Below are 17,509 nucleotides of genomic sequence, written 5' to 3'. Positions count from 1 at the left end.
GATGGCGGAGCCGACCGTTGTCGGTGGCTATCGGTAACCTCCTCGACAGTGGATCAGGACCAACTAGACCTCAGGCTGGAGCGGATCGGCCGGATACCCTTCCGAGCCAAGTTCCATCTCCGACCCATCGAGCGCGAATACCTTGCATCCCGCGGCATGGACGCGATCCGTCAGCACGCCCGAGAATTCATCGATGCGAGGCTCGCCCCGGCATTTCCTGCCAAGGATGGCAAGCAGACCCCCTGGGGCGGCCACCCCGTCTTCCGCGCTCAGCACGCCACCGCCACCTGCTGTCGCACCTGCCTGCAGATCAACCACGGCATCGCGAAAGGGCATGAACTGAGCCCCCGCGAGCGTGCCTACGTTGTGGACGTGATCTGTCGATGGATCGAGATCGAGTCGCGACACGGGTCCTCGCGGAGACCGTGACGTCCGGGGCCATTTGATTGGTGGGCATCGCGGCCCTGCTCGCATCGGGCTGACTCACTCGAGTCGCCATGAGCCCTGTTCGGGGTCGTTGCGCCACGGGTGCCACGGGCTCCATACTCGGCAGCGGAGGCTAAGATGACGAAATCTCAGCAACGGGGCTGGTCGGCAGTGAAATCGCGCTGGATCGTAGGCGGGGCTGCCGTTGTGCTCATCGCGACGAGTTCAGCAATTGCGAACGCGGCCCAGCACACGGGCCCCACCGTCGTCGCCGTCGACGCATCCACCTCGCAGAGCTCCCGCGAGGCGGCCACGACGAGCGCCTCGCCGCGGGCGACACCCACTCCCACTCCGACGCCGACTCCAGTGATCGAGACGAAGCTCGTGCTCGTGGACGAACCGGTCGCCTTTGCCGAGGTCAGGGTCGATGACCCGAATGCCGCAGTGGGCACGTCCGCAGTGACGACTGCGGGGGTCAATGGCGTCAGAACCAAGACATTCCGCGTCACGCTCCGCGACGGCGTCGAGATCGCACGCACGATGACCGCGAATGTCGTCTCCCGGCCACCTGTGAACCGAGTGACCAGCGTCGGCACCCAGCAGCCCGCCCCGCCGCCGGCCGCTGAACCACCCGCCTCCGCGCCGAGTGGAGGATGCGATCCCAACTACTCCGGATGCGTTCCGATCGCGAGCGATGTCGACTGCGCAGGCGGCAGCGGAAACGGTCCGGCGTACGTGCGAGGGCCGGTGACGGTCGTCGGGAACGACATCTACGATCTCGATCGCGACGGCGACGGGACCGCCTGCGAGTAGGGATACGCGCAGCCCCGCGCATTCGCCCCGTAGATCGCGGAGAACCGACCACGGAGGCCAGCGGGGACCGGCAGGGTTGATGCGGCCCGCACCCGAAGCGCCGTGATCCCCGAAGGACCCGATGATCTCCGCCTATCGACTCATCCGCTCCGTGCTGCTCACCGTCGCTGCGGTGATCGGCGTCGCCTCGATCCTGCTGATCGGCGCGGGTGCACTCATGCGGGTCTCGCCGTTGATCGTGATCTCCGGGTCGATGGAGCCCACGATCCCGACCGGCTCGCTGCTGCTCTCCGCCGAGCGTCCGGCGTCCGAGGTGAAGGTGGGCGACATCGTCACCGTCGCGCGGCCGAACGGCGATGGCACGGTCACGCACCGTGTGATCTCGGTCACGCCCGGCCCGGAGGAGGCGACAACGCTCGCGCTGCAGGGGGATGCGAACGCGTCGGCAGATCCCGAGCCCATCGTGACGAAGTCGGTCGGACAGCACATCCTCACGGTGCCCGCGTTCGGCTACGTGGCCGCGTTCTTCCAGACCGTGCGCGGGCTCATCGTCGCCGCGCTCCTAGCGCTCGCCCTGCTCGCCCTCTACTTCTTCGAGCCGAAGTCCGGCAAGCCGCAGCACGGTCGCCGACGCCGGCCGAAGAACCACCGGGCCGACACCGCAGGCTCCGCGGACGCACCGCCGACGAACAGCTGACGTTGAGGGGCGGCAAACGCAGCCAAAATCGCCATTTTGGGTGCGATTGCCGCCCCTCAACGGAAAGATCCCGAACGGGACGGGCGCCAAGGGGTCAGTCGGTGGGCGACGGCGCCTGACGGCTGAGCTCGACGTCTTCGACGCGGGCACGCGGCATGGCGAAGCCGGCCGCGATCGTCAGCACGGCGACCACGGCGACCGCCACGAACACGGCCGTCGACGCCGCCTGCACGGTCGCGGGGTCGTGCTCGCCCCCGGCCGATTCGGCGATGATCGCGTTAGCGATCGCGCCGAACACCGCGACACCGACCGAGCTGCCGATCGAACGGGCGAAGAGGTTCGTTCCGGTGACCACGCCGCGCTCGCTCCAGCCGACGCTCGACTGCGCCGCGATCAGGGTCGGGGTGGCGATGAGACCCATGCCGAGTCCGACGATGAAACAGCTGATCGCCACGAACGCGACACTCGGATGCGTGGAGGTGATCGCCAGCGCCAGCGCGCCCACGATGGCGATCGTCGTGCCGAGCAGAGCGGTGTTCCTGAAGCCGATGCGCAGGTAGAAGCGTCCGGACAGCGACGCGGCGATCGGCCAGCCGAGGGTCAGGGCCGCGACCGCGAGCCCGGAGACCAGCGGCGCCACGTGGATCGTCCCCTCGAGATACGTAGGCACGTAGGAGGTGAGCCCGATCAGGATGGCGCCGACTCCGAGCGAGATGAGTGTCGTCGTCACGAGCAGGCGCCGCGAGAACATCCAGAGCGGGAGAACCGGCTCGGCCGCCCGCCGCTCGACGAGCACGAACGCCACCAGCAGCAGCGCCGCGAGCACGAACGCTCCGATGCTCCAGAGCGAGTCCCAGGCCCACGCCTGGCCGCCCTCCAGCACCGCCAGGATGAGCAGGCTCATCCCGAGCGTCAGCAGGGTCGCGCCGGCGTAGTCGACCCGGTGGCGGCGCTTCTCGATCTTCTCGTGGAACGTCCGCATCAGCATCCAGGCGGCCAGGATGCAGAGCGGGACGTTGACGAAGAAAATCCAGCGCCACGACGCGAACTGCGAGAACACGCCGCCGAGCGTCGGCCCGACGACCGAGGAGATCGCCCACACCGATGCCAGGTAGCCCTGCGTCTTGGCGCGCTCGGCCACCGTGTAGATGTCGCCGGCGATCGTGATCGCCATCGGCTGCACGGCCCCGGCACCGAGCCCCTGCACGGCGCGGAACGCGATCAGGGCCGGCATGCTCCAGGCGAACCCGCAGAGTACCGATCCGAGCAGGAACAGGCCGATCCCGATCAGGATGATCGGCTTGCGCCCCACCATATCGCTGAGTTTCGCGTACACGGGCACCGAGGCCGCCTGCGCCAGCAGATACACCGAGAACAGCCACGGGAACTGCGCGAACCCACCGAGATCCTGCACGATCGACGGCACGGCCGTTGCCAGGATCGTCGAGTCGATGGCGACCAGCCCCGTGGTCAGCATCAGCGCGATCAGGATGGGGCCGCGTTCGGACCGGAATCCGACACTGGCGCGGGTGGGAGTCGACATCAGTCTCCAGGCTCGTTCACTTCGTTAGTGCTCTACAACTAGGCGGTCCTGACAACAACGCGGCGGATGGCGCTCCATTCCCGGAACCCACGAATCGTGAGCGCGCGTGCCGAAAGAATGTCACCGCCCACCGGCCCGTCTCCACAGCCGGGCCCACTGCTGGGCGTCGAGGTCGCGGGGCAGGGCGCTCGGTGGCAGTCCCTCGCCGCGCATCCAGACCTTGGCCTCGCCCGGCGCGAAACGCCGCGTGCGATCCAGGATACGCGCGAGTCCGCCGCCCGCTCCGGTGAAGACCTGCGCCGCGAAACGCTGGTAGCCGGCGCGATCCTGCACGAGCGGCGCCGGCCGTCGCGCGATGGTGAGCAGACCGCCGTCCACCGACGGGATGGGGCGGAACGCCCGTGCCGGCACCCGTCGATCGAGCCGGAAGTCGTACCAGGGCCACCAGCTCGCCGTCATCAGCGTCGCGCCGCCGACGCCGGCCCGACGGCGCGCGACCTCCCACTGCACGAGCAGCACCGCATCCTGCCACGCGGGAGCGGCGAGCATCCGCCGGAGCAGAGCGGTCGTCACGTGGAACGGCACGTTGCCCACGAGCACGTGGGGATGCGCGGGCAGGCGGTAGTGCAGGAAGTCGCCGGTGACGACCTGCACGTGGCGCGGTGTCGAGCGGCGCAGTGCGTCGGCGCGCCGGGGGTCGAGCTCGATCGCGGTGAGCGCGCGTCCGCTGCGCGACAGCGGCCGGGTCAGGGCGCCGTCGCCCGGTCCGATCTCGATGATGGGGCCGTCGGTGGCGTCGACGAGGTGGGAGATGCGGTCGATGGTCGACCGGTCGATGAGGAAGTTCTGGCCGAGGTCATGGCGTGACAAGGGATGCTCCGCAGAAATGGATGTCGGAGCCGGGCAGCACGAAGCGCACCGGCAATGGACCCGGTGAGCGGCGGAGCCGAGAGAAGGGAGGTCAGCTCGCCGCTAGTCGCGGCGCAGCCTCATCATGCATGTCCCCATGCGCTCGAGGTTAGCAGCGGGCTTGACGTGAAAGAAAGGGCAGCCCACAATGTGAAACATGTCTTTCACATCTGGCAGACCCGAGGAGCGGCGGCAGATCACCGACGCCCGCGCGCTGCGGGCGCTGGCGCATCCACTGCGGCTCGCCCTGCTCAATCACCTCATGGCGTTCGGCACGCAGACCGCGAGCCAGTGCGCGGAGGTGATCGGCTCCACGGCCTCCAACTGCAGCTACCACCTGCGCTCGCTGGCGCGCTACGGCCTCGTCGAGTCCGTGGATCCGGAGGACGGCCGGGAACGCCCCTGGCGCACGACGGCGACCGGCCTGCAGTTCGGTCGCAGCGAGGAGCCCGGGTTCGCGTACGGCGCGGAATCCGTCGAGCGCGCCCTCATCGAGAAGCAGATCGACGACGAGGCCGAGCTCACCCGGCGCGCGATCGCGCAGCGTTCCGAGCTGCCGCCCGAGTGGCGGGATGCCTCGATGCTCTCCGGCTACGCGCTCCGCGTGACCCCGGATGAGCTGCGTGAACTCGGCGAGAAGCTCGACGCGCTCATCCGGCCCTTCATCGGTCTGACGCGCGAAGATCCGCCCGAGGGCAGCGACGTGGTGGCGCTCCACCTCAACGCGTACCGGCACCCGGATGCGGGCCTATCATGACCGAGCCGACCACCGACGCCACCGCTGGCGAGCCGACCCAGCCGACTCAGCCGACCGAGCCGCAGCCGCCCCGCCCGCGCTCGCCGCTGTTCCGGCGCGACTTCGCCCTGGTGTGGGCGAGCAGCTTCGTCTCCGACACCGGCGACTGGCTGCTCATGATCGCCCTCCCGCTGTTCGCCTTCGCCGCGACAGGATCGGCGCTCGGCGCTTCTACCGTCTTCCTCGCCGAGTTGATCCCGATGCTGGTGCTCGGGAGCTTCCTCGGCGTGCTCGTCGACCGCTGGGACCACCGGCGCACGATGATCGTCGCCAACCTCCTGCAGGGCGCCTTCCTGCTCCCGCTGCTCTGGGCGTCGGCCGATCGCATGTGGATCGTCTACGCGATCGCCGCCATCGAGGCCTGCCTGGGCGCGATCGTGAACCCGGCCAAGCAGGCGCTCGTGCCCCGGCTGGTCGATGCGGAGCAGCTCGGGTCGGGGAACGCGCTGATGGCCGTCAGCGACAACCTCTCGCGCCTGATCGGCTCGCCGTTGGGCGGTCTCACCTTCGCACTCGTCGGCCTCCCCGGCGTCGTGCTGATCGACGCGGCGACGTATCTCGTGAGCGCCGGCCTGGTCGCGCTCAGCCGACCGTCCCCGCACGCCGTTGCAGACACAGCCGTCGCCGCGGGCGCCGCCACCGACCCGCACGACGCCCCGCTGCCACGCCTCCACTTCTTCCGGCAGTGGCTCGACGGCATGAGCACGATCCGGCGCGTCCGCCCGCTCGGCGCGGTCACCGCCATCACCACGCTCGGTCAGTTCGCGCAGGGGATCTTCCTCGTGCTCTTCATCGTCTACGTCGTGCAGCAGCTGGGCGCCGGAGACACCGAGGTCGGCCTGCTGCGCGGCGTGCAGGCGATCGGCGGGGTCGCGGGCGGCCTGCTCACCGGGGTGCTCATCCGGCGCTTCACGCCGCGCGCCCTGGTCGGCTGGGGCTACATCGTCTTCGCCGTCATCTCCGCCATCACATGGAACCTGTATCCGGTGACCACGCTGGTCTGGGTCTACGCCGGCCTGTTCATCGCGGCGGGCATCCCGGCCGTGGCGACGGGCACCGGCATGATCACTATCGTGCAGCGGGTGACACCACCGGATGCCCTGGGCCGCGTCATCGCCAGCATCACCACGTTCACCGGTGCGGCACAGGGGCTCGGGCTCCTCGTTGCCGGTGTGCTCGTCGAGAAGATCGACGTCGTCGCGATCCTCAACGGCCAAGCGGCCGTGTATCTGCTCTGCGGAGTGCTCGCCCTCGCACTGCTGCGCGAGGCGACGAGCACGCACGCCGGGTCACGCGACACGGAGGTCGGCGCACAGGTCACGTAGACCGGGATGCCCGCGGTGGTGGGCTCCCGACGCCTGCGTAGCCTCCTCAAGTGACCCTGCCTACCCGCCCGATCTCGCCTCCCGCTCCACCCCGCCGACCGCACCGCGAGGGGTGCCGCCGATGAGGGTGATGGCGCAGCTGGCGATGGTGATCAACCTCGACAGGTGCATCGGCTGCCACCACTGCAGCGTCGCCTGCAGAGAAGAGCGGGCGAGCCGAGCCGGGTTCGACCAGCCCTCGTTCAGCACGGTCGAGACGAGATCCGGCTCCGGTGAGGTGCTCGCCGCCGAGCGGGTGAAGCCCTCGGGCGGCTGGGTGCGCACCAGGCAGGGCAAGCTGATCCTCAACGGCGGGGGCCGACTGAAGAAGCTGGGCTCCCTCTTCTCCGGTTCGGTTCGCCCGGCGACGGCGGAACCGGATGCCGTTGCCGATGCCCATGCCGATGCCCGTGCCGAAGCCTGCGCCGACGCCGCGGCCGGCGATCCGGTGCTCGCCGGGATGAGCCGCCGCGTCACCGCGGAGTTCGAGTCCGCGTTCCACTTCTTCCTGCCCCGGCTGTGCGAGCACTGCCTCAATCCGTCGTGCGCCGCCGCGTGTCCGGCCGGCGCCCTCTATAAGAGGAACGATGACGGGATCGTCCTCGTCGATCCCGCGGCCTGCAGCGGCTGGCAACGGTGCGTCACCGCATGCCCGTACGCGGCGATCTCGTTCGATCAGGCGAGCGGCACGGCCCAGAAGTGCGACCTCTGCGCCGGGCGCATCGAGCTCGGACTGCCGCCCGCCTGCTCCGAGAGCTGCGTCGGCCGCATCCGCTACCTCGGGGTCCTGCTCTACGACGCGGATCGCGTCGCCGACGCCGCGCGCGTCGAGCACGAGCACGAACTCCTCGACGCGCAGCGCGAGCTCTTCCTCGACCCGCGGGATCCCGCCGTGATCGCGGCAGCCCGCGCCGCGGAGATCCCCGACGAGTGGATCGACGCTGCGGGGCTCACTCCGCTCTGGTCGCTGATCCGCGAGCATCGCGTGGCTCTGCCGTTCCATCCCGAATACCGCACCCTGCCGATGGTCTGGTACATCCCGCCGCTGTCGCCCATCGTCGACGTCGTCTCCGGTTCCGGCGGCGACGGCGAAGACGTGGAGACGCTCCTCGCGGCCATCGACGATCTCCGCGCCCCGGTCGGCTACCTCGCCGGGCTGTTCACGGCGGGCGATCCCGGTCCCGTGACGCACGCGCTTCGCCGCCTCGCCGCGATGCGGTCGTACCGGGCGCGCGTGGCGCTGGGCGAGCCGGCGGACGAGAGCATCGCCGAGAGGGCAGGGACGACCGGGGCGGACGTCGAGGAGTTGTACCGCCTCCTCGCCGATCCGACGGGGGAGACGCGGCACGTGATCCCGGCCGCGTTCGGCGGGCAAGCGAGCGACCTCGGCGTCCCGGGATGCGGCTGCGGCACCGGTGACGGCTCGGGCACGAGGCCGTGACAGCGCTCCCGCTCATCGTCTGGGTCGTTGTGCCGTACGTCGCCGCTGCGTTCTTCGTCGGCGGGCACGTCTGGAGACTGCGCGGCATCCGATCCACGGGAGCCCGGCGGCCGGTACCCGCCGACGGCGGACGCCTGCGCCGGCTCGGCTCGCCGTTGTTCCACGTCGGCGTGCTGATGGTCATCGCCGGGCACGCGGTCGGGATGCTCATCCCGAGCGCCTGGCTCGACGCGATCGGGATCGACGAGCGCATCTACCATCCGGTCGCGACCTGGCTCGGGATGGGCGCGGCGGCGATCACCCTCGCCGGACTGGCGATCCTGCTGGCGCGGCCTCGCCCGCTCCCGCACTCCCGCCCCGCGTCCGCGTCGCGGCGGCGTCCCATGACCGCGATGGACGTCGCCATGTTCGCGCTGCTCTCCGCCACGCTCGTCTTCGGCACGGTGGCGACCGTCCAATTCCAGGTGTTCGGCGCCGGCTACGAGTACCGCGGGTCGGTCGCTCCCTGGATGCGGAGCCTGCTCGCGCTTCAGCCGCAGCCCGCGCTGATGGCCGACGTTCCCCTGATGTTCCAGCTGCACATCCTGTCGGCCGTGCTGCTGTTCGCCGTCTGGCCGTTCACCCGGTTGATCCACGTCGTCGGTGTACCGCTCGCCCTGCTGGTGCGCCGACGCGGCGTGTACCGGTCCGGCGGCACGCGGCCGGCGCGTCGCTGACGCCCGGCACCTGACCCTGCCCGCACCTCGCGATCCGCCTTTAGCGCGAAACTCGCCCGGATTGCAAGGGCTTTGGCCGAGACTGCACGTAGGGTGGCCGTGTGTGGCGACTCGAGAAGAAACACGAGGATGACGACATGATGTCGGACATTCCGAACGATGACGCCCTGAACCCCCAGAACACGACGTCACCGCACGCTCTGAGCCTGGGGGATCCCGGGCTCATCGCAGGCAATATCGCAGAACCCGTCTGGCAGGGCTGGCGGGCGGAGATCGGCGCGCTCGGAGGGTCGTCCCCTCTGCTGCACTTCGAAGACAGCCCGCGTACGCGGATCGAGTTGAGCTCGACGCATCCGGGTGGGCTGCCGCAGTTCATCACGGGTCAGAGCACTCTGCTCTCCAGCCTGATCCGCGACGAGCTGGCGCTGCGCACCGCGCGCGCCGCCGCGAACGCGATCACGGCCAAGGGCATCGAGTTGCGCTCCGTGCGCGGCATCGAGTCGGTGCACCTCGCGATCGGCCTCGCCCAGTGGCGTCACGGCGGCGACGAGTTCACGGCGCCCATCCTGCTGCGCCCGCTCGCGATCCGCCGCTACGGCCGCGACTTCGAACTGAAGCTGAAGGGGCAGCCGTTCCTGAATCCGGAGCTGGCGCGCGCCCTCGCCGAGCAGTTCCAGATCACCCTCGACGCCGACGCCTTCGTCGCCCTCGCGCTCACCAACGGCGTCTTCAAGCCGCAGCCGGTCATCGACCGCCTCCGCGGCCTGACCTCGCATCTGCCCTGGTTCAACGTGCAGCCGCGGCTCGTCGTCTCGTCGTTCGCCGACGTCGCGACCGCGCTCAGCGCCGAGGTCACCGATCTCGACACCGTTGTGCTCGATGCGCTGGCCGGCAACCCGTCCGCCCGCCGCACCGTCGAAGGGGCCTTCAACCCCGTCCAGGCGCTGCGACAGGACGAACGTCCGCCCGCCACGGACTCGCTGCTGCTCGACGCCGACGAGGAGCAGGAGAACGTCGTCGCGCAGATCGCGGCCGGCAACTCGGTCGTCGTCAAGACGCTGCCCGGCACCGGCGGCACCCAGACCATCGTCAACGCCATCGGCGCCCTCGTCGGACAGCACAAGCGCGTGCTCGTCGTGAGTCCGCGGCGCTCCAGCCTCGACGACGTCGCCCACCGCCTCACCCAGGTCGGCCTCCCCGGTCTCGCGGTGACGCCGCGCAGTCTGCGGCGCGACATCATCCAGTCCATCGGCCGCAACGAGAAGGCCGCCCAGCCCCGGGTCACCGACGTCGACGACGCCCTCGTGCGCCTGCGCAAGGTGCTCCTCGACTACCGCACGGCGCTCACTCGCCGCGATCCGGTGCTCGGTGTCTCCGTACTGGACGCCGTCGCCGAACTCTCCCGGCTGTCGCTGCTGCCGACCGCTCCGTCGACCACGGCGCGGCTCGACCGCAGCGCGATCGAACTGATCGCCCACGACCGGGCTTCGGCAGCGGATGCCCTGATCAAGGCCGCGCGCCTCGGCGAGTTCCGCTACGGACCGAACGACTCTCCCTGGTACGGCGCCTCGTTCGCCACCACGGCGGAGGGCAACGCCGCGCACGACCTGGCGAAGAAGCTCAATCGCGCCGAACTGCCGCGCCTCATCGAACGCGCCACGACCCTGATCGGCCAGACCCGGATGCGTCCATTCGAGTCGATCGCGGAGCTCGGCGTGTACCTGCGTCTGCTGCTCGACGTGCGCGAGACGCTCGACAAGTTCCTGCCGGCCGTCTACGACCGTTCCCTCGCGGAGCTGATCGCGGCGACCTCGACACGCCGCGAAGCGCCGAACATGTCCGGTGCGAACCGGCGTCGCCTGCGCAAACTGGCCCTCGAGTACGTGCGGCCCGGCGTGCACGTCACCGACCTGAACGAGAGCCTGCGTCGCATCCAGCAGCAGCGCATCCTGTGGCAGCGGTTCGCCGCCGCCGGCGTGGTGCCGGAGGTGCCGGTCGGCATCGCCGACGTGCAGGTGGCCTACCAGCGCGTGGCGGAAGACCTCGCGCGTCTCGACATCCCGCTGCGCCGCACCGGAAGCCAGAACTCGCTGGCCATGCTGCCGATCGACGAGCTGCAGCGGCAGATCGCCGGGCTCGCGGCCGAGTCCGAGGTGCTTGCGAACCTGCAGGAGCGCACCGCCCTGCTGACCGACCTGCGCGAGCGCAAGCTCGACCCGCTCCTGGCGGATCTGTCGCAGCGCCACGTTCCCGAGACGCAGGTCAGCGCCGAACTCGAACTCGCCTGGTGGCAGTCCGTGCTCGAGACGCTGCTCGCCTCGGACCGCGCCCTGCTGAGCGCCAACACGAGCGTGCTCGACCGCCTCGAGGCCGACTTCCGCCTCGTCGACGAGGCGCACGCCTCCGCAACAGGTCAGCAGCTGGCCTGGATGCTCGCCGAGACCTGGAAGATCGGCATCGTCGACTGGCCCGACGAGGCGGCAGCGCTCAAGCGACTCCTCAAGAGTGATCGCACGAGCGCCGAGACGCTCAATGCGGAGGCGCCGCACCTGGCCCGTCCGCTCGCGCCGGTCTGGCTCGTCTCGCCGTACGAGATCTCGTCGATCAGCGCCGATCTCTCGTTCGACGCGGTCTTCCTCGTCGACGCGGGCGCGTCCACCCTCGCCGAGAACGTGCCCGTCATCCGGCGCGCGCGCCAGATCGTGGCGTTCGGCGACCCGGTCACTCAGACTCCCTCGCGCTTCGACATCGGCGTGCACGAATACGGCACGACGGTCGAGGACATCGACGTGGATGCGGCACACGCCGCGTCCGCGCTGGCCCAGCTCTCCGAGCTGTTCCCCGTCTACACCCTGACCCGCAGCTACCGGGCGGGCGGCGAGGATCTCGCCGACCTGGTCAACCGCCGGTTCTACGGCGGGAAGATCGACTCCCTCCCGTGGGCAGGAACCTACCTCGGTCACGGCAGCCTCGCGCTCAACTACGTCTCCGGCGGTCAGGGAATGCCCGACAGCGACACGGGCGCCGTCGAGAGCACCGACGCCGAGGTCTCCAAGGTCGTCGAGCTCGTGCTGGAGCACGCCTCCACCCGGCCGCGCGAGTCGCTCATGGTCATCACGGCGAGCGAGCGCCACGCGGTGCGGGTGAACCAGGCCGTGCTCGCCGCATTCGCCAAGCGCACGGAGCTGGCCGACTTCATCCTGAAGGACCGCGCCGAGCCGTTCACCGTGGTGACGCTCGAGCAGTCGGTGGCGCAGAGCCGCGACCGCGTGATCTTCTCGATCGGCTACGGACGCACGCCGCACGGACGCCTGCTCTCCAACTTCGGAGCGCTGGCCGAGCCGGGCGGCGAACGCCTCCTCGCGGTCGGCATGACCCGCGCGCGCCGATCGATGGACATCGTCTCCTGCTTCAAGCCGGAAGACATCGACGACTCCCGGATGCGCCACGGCATCGCCGCGCTCGCCCAGGTGCTCGGCGAGGCCGACCGCATTCAGGCCGCAGTGCCGCAGTATCTCAGCCACGACACCGAGCCGATGCTGCAGGATCTCGCTCGCCGTCTCGCACGTCGCGGACTGGACGTGCAGGTCGGCTACCGCGGAAAGCTCGCCCTGGTCGCCTCGCACGCCGGTCGTGCGGTCGCCGTCGAGACCGACGACGACGTGAACCGGGGGAGCCTGCGCGAGTCGCTGCGGCTGCGCCCCGACGTGCTGCGCCGCCTCGGCTGGCACTACCTGCGCGTGCACAGCTTCGAGCTCTTCGCCGATCCGGATGCCGTTGCCTCGCGCATCGCGACTCTGATCGGCGTCGTCGACCCCAACACGCAGACCGCGCCGATCACCATCCCGACCGCGTCCTGACGCCCTTGCACTGGCGCGGCCGGGCATCCGCGTCGGCGGCTAGGCTGTTTCGGTGACCGAGAAGCCCGCCAGAAAGCATCGCCGCGCCCAGTTGCCGGCCGTGCCCGGCACCGACCCGACTCCGCAGGCGCTGCCGCGGCGCGGGTCGACGGATTCGCCGGTGCTGGCGGCTGAGGACACCGACCGCGCGTGGGGCGACAAGCCCGGAGACAGCAACGACGAGCAGCTCCGGCGGGACGTTCCACCGCACTGGTGACGCGCTAGGCCGCGCGCCGCGCTAGGTCGCGCGCCGCGCTACTCCGCGTGCTTGCCCGAGCCCGGAGCGGGCTCGGTGGGCCGCTGGGTCTGCAACAGGTCGCGGATCTCGGTGAGCAGATCGAGCTCGGTGACCGGGGCATCCGGCGCGATGACACCCTGGTTGCGCAGCTTCTGCGCGTGGTTCTTCGCCAGATTGATCGGGTAGACGAAGACGAAATAGACGACGACGGCCACGATCAGGAACTGGATGACCGAGCCGACGACGGCGCCGAACTTGATCTGCGCGTTTCCGAGGTGCCAGATCAGCGCTTGGTCAAGGCTCCCTGCAGGAAAGATCGCTCCGATCAGCGGGTTGAACACGTTGTTGACGATCGAACTCACCACGGCGGTGAACGCGGCACCGATGACCACGGCGACGGCGAGATCGATGACGTTGCCGCGGAGGATGAACTCCTTGAACCCTTTGAGCATGGCCGGTCCCTTCGGAATCAGTTGGAGCTGGACGAGGTGGAGTTGGTGGACGACGAAGACGACGAAGACGATGATGACGCAGCCGGCGTCGAACTCGTGGTCGATGCGGCCGCGGGCGCAGCGGAGGAGCCGGAGCCGGAGCCGGAGCCCGAACCCGATCCGGAGCCCGATCCGCTCTTGCCGCGCGAGTCGGTGCGGTAGAAGCCCGAGCCGTTGAACGTCACGCCGACCGTGCCGAACACCTTGCGGAGGCTTCCGCCGCAGGTCGGGCACTCCGTGAGCGCGTCGTCCGTGAACGCCTGCTGGATGTCGAAGGCGGTGCCGCAGTCGCGGCAACGGTAGGAATAGGTGGGCATGTCAGGCTTCCGATGGGTGGGGAGTGCGGATGGCGGCGCCGGGGGCAGCACTCACGTGAACTGCGCGATCCTGGTCGGAGTGACCGCGCCGTCGACCGGCTGATCGTGTCGCTCACGCGGTACCTCGTCGACGAGTTCACCGTCGAACAGCACGGCGTACACCGGGGGACATTTTTCCATGCTGCCGAGGGTCTTGTCGAAATAGCCGCGACCCCAGCCCATCCGCATCCCGGTCGCGTCGACGGACGCGGCGGGCACGATGATGAGGTCGACGTCGTTGATCGCGATCGGGCCGAGCAGTTCGCCGACGGCTTCCGGGAGCCCGTAGAGGCCCTCCGTCTCGGTCTCGCCGTCGCCCGTGGTCCAGTCGAGGAGCCCGTCGTCGCGCGAGATCGGCAGCAGCACCCGCAGGCCCTGGGTGTGCGCCCAGTTGAGGAACGGGCGCGTGTCGGGCTCGATCGTGGTGGAGAGGTAGCAGGCGATCGACCGGGCGGAGAGGTCTGTCGTGAGGTCGACGAGGTTGCGGGTGATGCCGGCTGTCGCCGCCGCCCGCTCGGTGGCGGTGAGGTTCTGCCGTCGTTCGCGGATCTCGGCGCGCAGGGCGCGCTTGCGATGGCTGGCAGTGTCCGAGTCCATGACGCAATCCTAGGAGATCGCGCCGGGAGGTCGACGGTGGGCGGGGCATCGGCAATTCCCGATAACCTGAGCAGCATGGCAAAGCATGTAACGAAGGCAGTCATTCCCGCGGCCGGTCTGGGAACACGGTTCCTCCCCGCCACCAAGGCGATGCCGAAAGAGATGCTCCCGGTGGTGGACAAGCCGGCGATCCAGTACGTGGTCGAGGAGGCGGTCGCCGCTGGGCTGCACGATGTTCTGATGGTGACCGGGCGCAACAAGAACGCGCTGGAGAACCACTTCGACCGGGCCACCGAGCTCGAGGAGTCCCTGGTCAAGAAGGGCGACACCGATCGGCTGGAGAAGGTCAACTACTCCACCGACCTCGCCGACATGCACTACGTGCGTCAGGGCGACCCGAAGGGTCTCGGGCACGCGGTGCTCCGGGCGAAGATGCACGTCGGACGCGAGCCGTTCGCCGTGCTCCTCGGCGATGACATCATCGACAGCCGCGACCCGCTGCTGAGCCGGATGCTCGAAGTCCAGCAGGAGAAGAACGCCAGCGTCGTCGCCCTGCTCGAGGTCGACCCCGACTCGATCCACCTCTACGGCGCCGCGAAGGTCGAGCTGACCGACGACGACGACGTGGTGAAGATCGTGGGCATGGTGGAGAAGCCCGACAAGGAGCACGCCCCGTCGAACCTCGCGATCATCGGCCGGTACGTGCTGCGCCCCGAGGTATTCGATGTGCTGGAGCGCACCGAGCCGGGCAAGGGCGGCGAGATCCAGCTGACGGATGCTCTGCAGGCGATGGCCGCCGCGCCGGACTGGACCGGTGGCGTGTACGGCGTCGTCTTCCGCGGCCGCCGCTACGACACGGGCGACCGGCTCGACTACATCAAGGCGATCGTGCAGCTGGCCGTCGACCGCTCCGACCTCGGCCCGGAACTGCGCCCCTGGCTCAAGGAGTTCGCGGACGGTCTCGAAGATCACCCGATCGAAATCGTCGCGGAAATGCCCGCCGAGCCGGCCGATTCCCTGGCAGAATCGTCCAACTAGCGCGCGCGGCCGTCGCCGTCGCTTACGAGAACAGCGCGAACGCAGCAGCGCACGCCGAAAGGAAGGTCCGTGGCGATCGTCGTACCCACGCTGGGAGAGGGACGGGTGGGACTCCGTCCCATCCGGCTCCGTGATGCGCGCGCCCTGGAGCGCTCCCTGCTCGACAACCGCAGCTGGCTGCGCCAGTGGGAGGCGACCAGCCCGTACGCGCCGATGTCGTTCGACACACGGGCGAGCATCCGGTCGCTCCAGGCGAATGCGCGCGCCGGTCACGGGCTGCCGTTCGTCGTGGAGTACGACGGCGAGCTGGCCGGTCAGCTGAACGTCTCGTCGATCTCGTACGGGTCGCTGTCGTCGGCGACCATCGGCTATTGGATCTCGGAGCAGTTCGCCGGCCGCAACATCACGCCGACGGCTGTCGCCCTCGCGACGGACTACTGCTTCTACCAGCTCGGTCTGCACCGCATGGAGATCTGCATCCGGCCGGAGAACGCCCCCAGCCTGCGCGTGGTCGAGAAGCTCGGCTTCCGCTACGAGGGATTGCGCCGGCGGTACATCCACATCAACGGCGACTGGCGCGACCATTTCTGCTTCGGCCTCGTCTCGGAGGAGCTGACTCAGGGCGTGCTCCGGCGCTGGCTCGACGGCCAGGCGCCGACGGAAGTCGCGACCATCCCGGCGGAGGACCGCGCCGCCTCGGCGGTGCCCATCCCGATCGTTCGCGACCGCTAGCGCCGCGGTCGCCGGTCTGTGTGAACAGACAGGTTCGGCTGCAGGTTCGGTGACACACCTGCGCGCCTGAGGGCACCGGATGCGCTGCCCCCTACCGTAGAGGCATGACTGGGGATGTGATGGGTGGCGGGGTCGTCGTGGCCATCGCCGCTGCGTTGTGGCTGGCCTACCTCATCCCTGTGTGGGCGCGACGGCGGGAGTACCTCGCGACCGAGCGCAACGCCGTCCGGCTGCAGCAGACGCTCCGCATCCTCGCCGAGACCAGCGAACTGCCGGATGAGGTGCGCATGGAGGCCACGGCCCGCACCGTCGCCGAGCAGCAGCGCATCCTCAAGCGCTCCGAGCAGAAGACGCTGGCCGAGGCCCGTGCCACCGCAGCGGCGCACGCACGTCGCGAGCAGCTCATCGCCGAGGAGGAACGTCTCGCAGCCGAGGAGGCCGAGCGTGCCGCCCGTGCCGCGATCGCGCTGGAACGGGCATCCCGTGCCGCCGCAGCGGAACGCGCCCGTGCGCTCGCCACCGTGACCGGCGCCCCCGTCGTCTCACCGCTTCGCCGGCGTCGCCTGCGCCGAGCCCGCGCCCTGACCTCCGGGGTGCTCGTGCTGTCCGTCGTCGGACTCGTCGCGGGCGTCACCGCGCTCGTCACCGCCGGCGCCTGGCCGCTCTTCGCCACCTCCGCGGTGCTCGCGCTGGGCTCGCTCGGGATGCTCGGCCGGCTCGCGCGCCCTCAGACCGTCGAGCAGGCGGCCCGCCCGCGGGTCGCCGCTCCCACCGCTCAGAGCCTCTACGACCACGCCGAGCTGGACGCGGCACAGCCGCAGGTGCAGCGCCGCCGTCAGGAGACCTGGACCCCGCAGCCGCTTCCGAAGCCGCTCCACCTCTCCCGCGGGACCATCGCCGCGAGCGCCATGGCCTCCATCGACGCCGCGACCGAGCTGCGGCGTTCCGCCGCACGCGCCGAGATCGACCGCCGGGTCGCCGAACTCGCACCGGAGGCCACCCCGCTTCGCCCGGCCGTCAGCGCTCCGAACGTGGCGCCGAACATCCCGTCGGCCCCGGTGGCGCCGGAACGCCCGTCGATGCCGATCGCCACGGCGCCGGGCGTCACGGTGCCGAGCCGGTACGCGTCCATGGGCCTCGTCGACGGTCTCGGCGACGGCACGATGGATCTCGATGCGGTGCTCCGCCGCCGCCGCGCCGCGAGCTGATCGTCGATTCGATATCCGGCCCGCGGGGGTGATATCGTTTCTAAGCAGTTCCCGGGGCTATGGCGCAGTTGGTAGCGCGCTTCGTTCGCATCGAAGAGGTCAGGAGTTCGAATCTCCTTAGCTCCACCACCGGAAGGCGGGCCGTGTCACACGGCCCGCCTTTTCTGTTGCCGCGCGCGGCCGCCGATCGTGCGGTAACGCACCACTGGGCGAGCCGGCGACGCGTTTGCGCACCACCGGCGACG

At 69.9% G+C, this 17,509-nt stretch carries 17 protein-coding genes and 1 tRNA gene; 13 read left to right on the top strand and 5 right to left on the bottom strand.

Going from position 1 to position 17,509, the window contains the following annotated elements:
* The first annotated feature begins 48 nt into the window (after positions 1-48).
* The 3 genes from PKE84_RS01415 (at position 49) to PKE84_RS01405 (ending at position 1,936) form a co-directional block, all read left to right on the top strand.
* The gene (locus tag PKE84_RS01415) at positions 49-429 is read left to right on the top strand and encodes a DUF4186 domain-containing protein (RefSeq protein ID WP_271175409.1); all 381 of its coding nucleotides are present in this window, start codon (positions 49-51) and stop codon (positions 427-429) included.
* Between the two features lie 135 nt (positions 430-564).
* Positions 565-1,239 carry a G5 domain-containing protein gene (locus PKE84_RS01410; protein ID WP_271175408.1) on the top strand — a complete coding sequence of 225 codons (675 nt, stop codon included), beginning with the start codon at positions 565-567 and terminating at the stop codon, positions 1,237-1,239.
* A gap of 121 nt (positions 1,240-1,360) precedes the next feature.
* The gene (locus PKE84_RS01405) at positions 1,361-1,936 is read left to right on the top strand and encodes a signal peptidase I (RefSeq protein ID WP_271175407.1); all 576 of its coding nucleotides are present in this window, start codon (positions 1,361-1,363) and stop codon (positions 1,934-1,936) included.
* 94 nt (positions 1,937-2,030) lie between these two features.
* Here the strand turns inward: PKE84_RS01405 and PKE84_RS01400 are convergent, their stop codons facing one another.
* Together PKE84_RS01400 and erm are read right to left on the bottom strand one after the other, a co-directional pair.
* On the bottom strand, positions 2,031-3,479 hold the full coding sequence (locus tag PKE84_RS01400) for an MDR family MFS transporter (protein WP_271175406.1): 1,449 nt from the start codon (positions 3,477-3,479) through the stop codon (positions 2,031-2,033).
* A gap of 120 nt (positions 3,480-3,599) precedes the next feature.
* Positions 3,600-4,367, bottom strand: a complete 768-nt coding sequence (erm, locus tag PKE84_RS01395) for a 23S ribosomal RNA methyltransferase Erm (RefSeq protein WP_373877104.1) — start codon at positions 4,365-4,367, stop codon at positions 3,600-3,602.
* 178 nt (positions 4,368-4,545) lie between these two features.
* Between erm and PKE84_RS01390 the strand changes: the two genes are divergently transcribed.
* The 6 genes from PKE84_RS01390 (at position 4,546) to PKE84_RS01365 (ending at position 12,821) form a co-directional block, all read left to right on the top strand.
* On the top strand, positions 4,546-5,145 hold the full coding sequence (locus tag PKE84_RS01390; protein ID WP_271175404.1) for an ArsR/SmtB family transcription factor: 600 nt from the start codon (positions 4,546-4,548) through the stop codon (positions 5,143-5,145).
* Entirely contained in the window at positions 5,142-6,509 is a 1,368-nt protein-coding gene (locus PKE84_RS01385) for an MFS transporter (RefSeq protein ID WP_271175403.1), read from the top strand. The genes PKE84_RS01390 and PKE84_RS01385 overlap by 4 nt, the downstream gene beginning before the upstream one ends.
* Positions 6,510-6,630: 121 nt before the next feature.
* Positions 6,631-7,989, top strand: a complete 1,359-nt coding sequence (locus PKE84_RS01380; protein WP_271175402.1) for a 4Fe-4S dicluster domain-containing protein — start codon at positions 6,631-6,633, stop codon at positions 7,987-7,989.
* Entirely contained in the window at positions 7,986-8,705 is a 720-nt protein-coding gene (gene narI, locus PKE84_RS01375; RefSeq protein WP_271175401.1) for a respiratory nitrate reductase subunit gamma, read from the top strand. The genes PKE84_RS01380 and narI overlap by 4 nt, the downstream gene beginning before the upstream one ends.
* Positions 8,706-8,842: 137 nt before the next feature.
* Positions 8,843-12,565, top strand: a complete 3,723-nt coding sequence (locus PKE84_RS01370) for an AAA family ATPase (RefSeq protein ID WP_373877098.1) — start codon at positions 8,843-8,845, stop codon at positions 12,563-12,565.
* A 52-nt stretch (positions 12,566-12,617) separates the two neighbouring features.
* Positions 12,618-12,821 (top strand): hypothetical protein, encoded by a 204-nt coding sequence (locus PKE84_RS01365; RefSeq protein ID WP_271175400.1) that lies wholly within the window; start codon positions 12,618-12,620, stop codon positions 12,819-12,821.
* 38 nt (positions 12,822-12,859) lie between these two features.
* On the opposite strand, the gene mscL is transcribed toward PKE84_RS01365, so the two are convergent.
* From mscL to PKE84_RS01350, 3 genes are read right to left on the bottom strand one after another with little or no spacing between them, the layout of a single operon-like run.
* Positions 12,860-13,294 (bottom strand): large conductance mechanosensitive channel protein MscL, encoded by a 435-nt coding sequence (gene mscL, locus PKE84_RS01360; RefSeq protein ID WP_271175399.1) that lies wholly within the window; start codon positions 13,292-13,294, stop codon positions 12,860-12,862.
* A 17-nt stretch (positions 13,295-13,311) separates the two neighbouring features.
* Positions 13,312-13,650: an FmdB family zinc ribbon protein gene (locus PKE84_RS01355; protein ID WP_271175398.1), complete on the bottom strand. Its 339-nt coding sequence runs from the start codon at positions 13,648-13,650 to the stop codon at positions 13,312-13,314.
* Between the two features lie 51 nt (positions 13,651-13,701).
* Positions 13,702-14,286 (bottom strand): 5-formyltetrahydrofolate cyclo-ligase, encoded by a 585-nt coding sequence (locus tag PKE84_RS01350; RefSeq protein WP_271175397.1) that lies wholly within the window; start codon positions 14,284-14,286, stop codon positions 13,702-13,704.
* A 75-nt stretch (positions 14,287-14,361) separates the two neighbouring features.
* Between PKE84_RS01350 and galU the strand changes: the two genes are divergently transcribed.
* The 4 genes from galU to PKE84_RS01330 all read left to right on the top strand — a co-directional run bounded on the left by galU (position 14,362) and on the right by PKE84_RS01330 (position 17,393).
* Positions 14,362-15,324 carry a UTP--glucose-1-phosphate uridylyltransferase GalU gene (gene galU, locus PKE84_RS01345; RefSeq protein WP_271175396.1) on the top strand — a complete coding sequence of 321 codons (963 nt, stop codon included), beginning with the start codon at positions 14,362-14,364 and terminating at the stop codon, positions 15,322-15,324.
* A 69-nt stretch (positions 15,325-15,393) separates the two neighbouring features.
* A complete protein-coding gene (locus PKE84_RS01340) occupies positions 15,394-16,056 on the top strand; it encodes a GNAT family N-acetyltransferase (RefSeq protein ID WP_271175395.1) in 663 nt (220 codons plus the stop codon).
* Positions 16,057-16,160: 104 nt separating this feature from the next.
* Positions 16,161-17,264 carry a hypothetical protein gene (locus PKE84_RS01335; protein ID WP_271175394.1) on the top strand — a complete coding sequence of 368 codons (1,104 nt, stop codon included), beginning with the start codon at positions 16,161-16,163 and terminating at the stop codon, positions 17,262-17,264.
* Positions 17,265-17,317: 53 nt separating this feature from the next.
* Positions 17,318-17,393: transfer RNA gene (locus PKE84_RS01330), tRNA-Ala, on the top strand.
* The last annotated feature ends 116 nt before the right edge of the window (positions 17,394-17,509 follow it).

It is taken from the genome of Leifsonia poae, from assembly GCF_027921845.1.
GTDB lineage: Bacteria > Actinomycetota > Actinomycetes > Actinomycetales > Microbacteriaceae > Leifsonia > Leifsonia poae.
Note: the sequence above shows the minus strand (reverse complement) of the source record. Positions and strands in the feature narration are given on the sequence as shown.

Excerpts from the sequence above, each read along its gene's own strand:
- galU (WP_271175396.1), top strand. The coding sequence starts at position 14,362 with ATGGCAAAGCATGTAACGAAGGCAGTCATTCCCGCGGCCGGTCTGGGA.
- PKE84_RS01350 (WP_271175397.1), bottom strand. The coding sequence starts at position 14,286 with ATGGACTCGGACACTGCCAGCCATCGCAAGCGCGCCCTGCGCGCCGAG.
- PKE84_RS01385 (WP_271175403.1), top strand. The coding sequence starts at position 5,142 with ATGACCGAGCCGACCACCGACGCCACCGCTGGCGAGCCGACCCAGCCG.
- PKE84_RS01335 (WP_271175394.1), top strand. The coding sequence starts at position 16,161 with ATGACTGGGGATGTGATGGGTGGCGGGGTCGTCGTGGCCATCGCCGCT.
- PKE84_RS01355 (WP_271175398.1), bottom strand. The coding sequence starts at position 13,650 with ATGCCCACCTATTCCTACCGTTGCCGCGACTGCGGCACCGCCTTCGAC.
- mscL (WP_271175399.1), bottom strand. The coding sequence starts at position 13,294 with ATGCTCAAAGGGTTCAAGGAGTTCATCCTCCGCGGCAACGTCATCGAT.
- PKE84_RS01390 (WP_271175404.1), top strand. The coding sequence starts at position 4,546 with ATGTCTTTCACATCTGGCAGACCCGAGGAGCGGCGGCAGATCACCGAC.
- PKE84_RS01380 (WP_271175402.1), top strand. The coding sequence starts at position 6,631 with ATGAGGGTGATGGCGCAGCTGGCGATGGTGATCAACCTCGACAGGTGC.
- PKE84_RS01370 (WP_373877098.1), top strand. The coding sequence starts at position 8,843 with ATGATGTCGGACATTCCGAACGATGACGCCCTGAACCCCCAGAACACG.
- PKE84_RS01405 (WP_271175407.1), top strand. The coding sequence starts at position 1,361 with ATGATCTCCGCCTATCGACTCATCCGCTCCGTGCTGCTCACCGTCGCT.
- PKE84_RS01400 (WP_271175406.1), bottom strand. The coding sequence starts at position 3,479 with ATGTCGACTCCCACCCGCGCCAGTGTCGGATTCCGGTCCGAACGCGGC.
- PKE84_RS01410 (WP_271175408.1), top strand. The coding sequence starts at position 565 with ATGACGAAATCTCAGCAACGGGGCTGGTCGGCAGTGAAATCGCGCTGG.